This window comes from Nonomuraea sp. NPDC048916 (assembly GCF_040649575.1).
In the GTDB taxonomy this organism is placed as follows: Bacteria; Actinomycetota; Actinomycetes; order Streptosporangiales; family Streptosporangiaceae; genus Nonomuraea.
In genome coordinates, this window is record NZ_JBEZFS010000273.1 from 1 (window position 1) to 392 (window position 392).

The 392-nt window shown below is 68.4% G+C and carries 1 protein-coding gene; it reads left to right on the forward strand.

What is annotated here, in order from left to right; genetic code table 11:
• Positions 1-81 precede the first annotated feature (81 nt).
• A partial coding sequence (locus AB0C16_RS40820; protein WP_357691588.1) for a transposase occupies positions 82-392 on the forward strand: 311 nt, incomplete at its 3' end.

A 392-nucleotide genomic window follows, 5' to 3' on the forward strand; every position in this document is an offset into this window, starting at 1 on the left:
CGTGGAGATCGAACCGGGAGAGGTTTGGTCGTGGCTGGAAGCACGAGGCGTCGCTTTGATCCGGAGTTCCGGGCTGGGGCGGTGCGGATCGTCAAGGAGACCGGCAAGCCCGTCGCGCGCGTTGCGCGGGATCTGGGCGTCAACGAGTACACGCTGTACAACTGGGTGCAGATGGACCGGCTGGCGGCAGGGCAGGCCGGCGGGGACGGCGGAGGCGGGACGCTGAAGGAGTCGGAGCAGGAGGAGTTGGCGCGGCTGCGGCGGGAGAAGGCCGAGCTGGCCCGGCAGCACGCCAAGGAGAAGGCGGCCTGGGAGAAGGAACGCGCGGAGCTGGAGGACGAGCGTGATGTCCTCAAGCGTTCCGTGGTCTTGTGGGTGAAAGAGGCGATGGG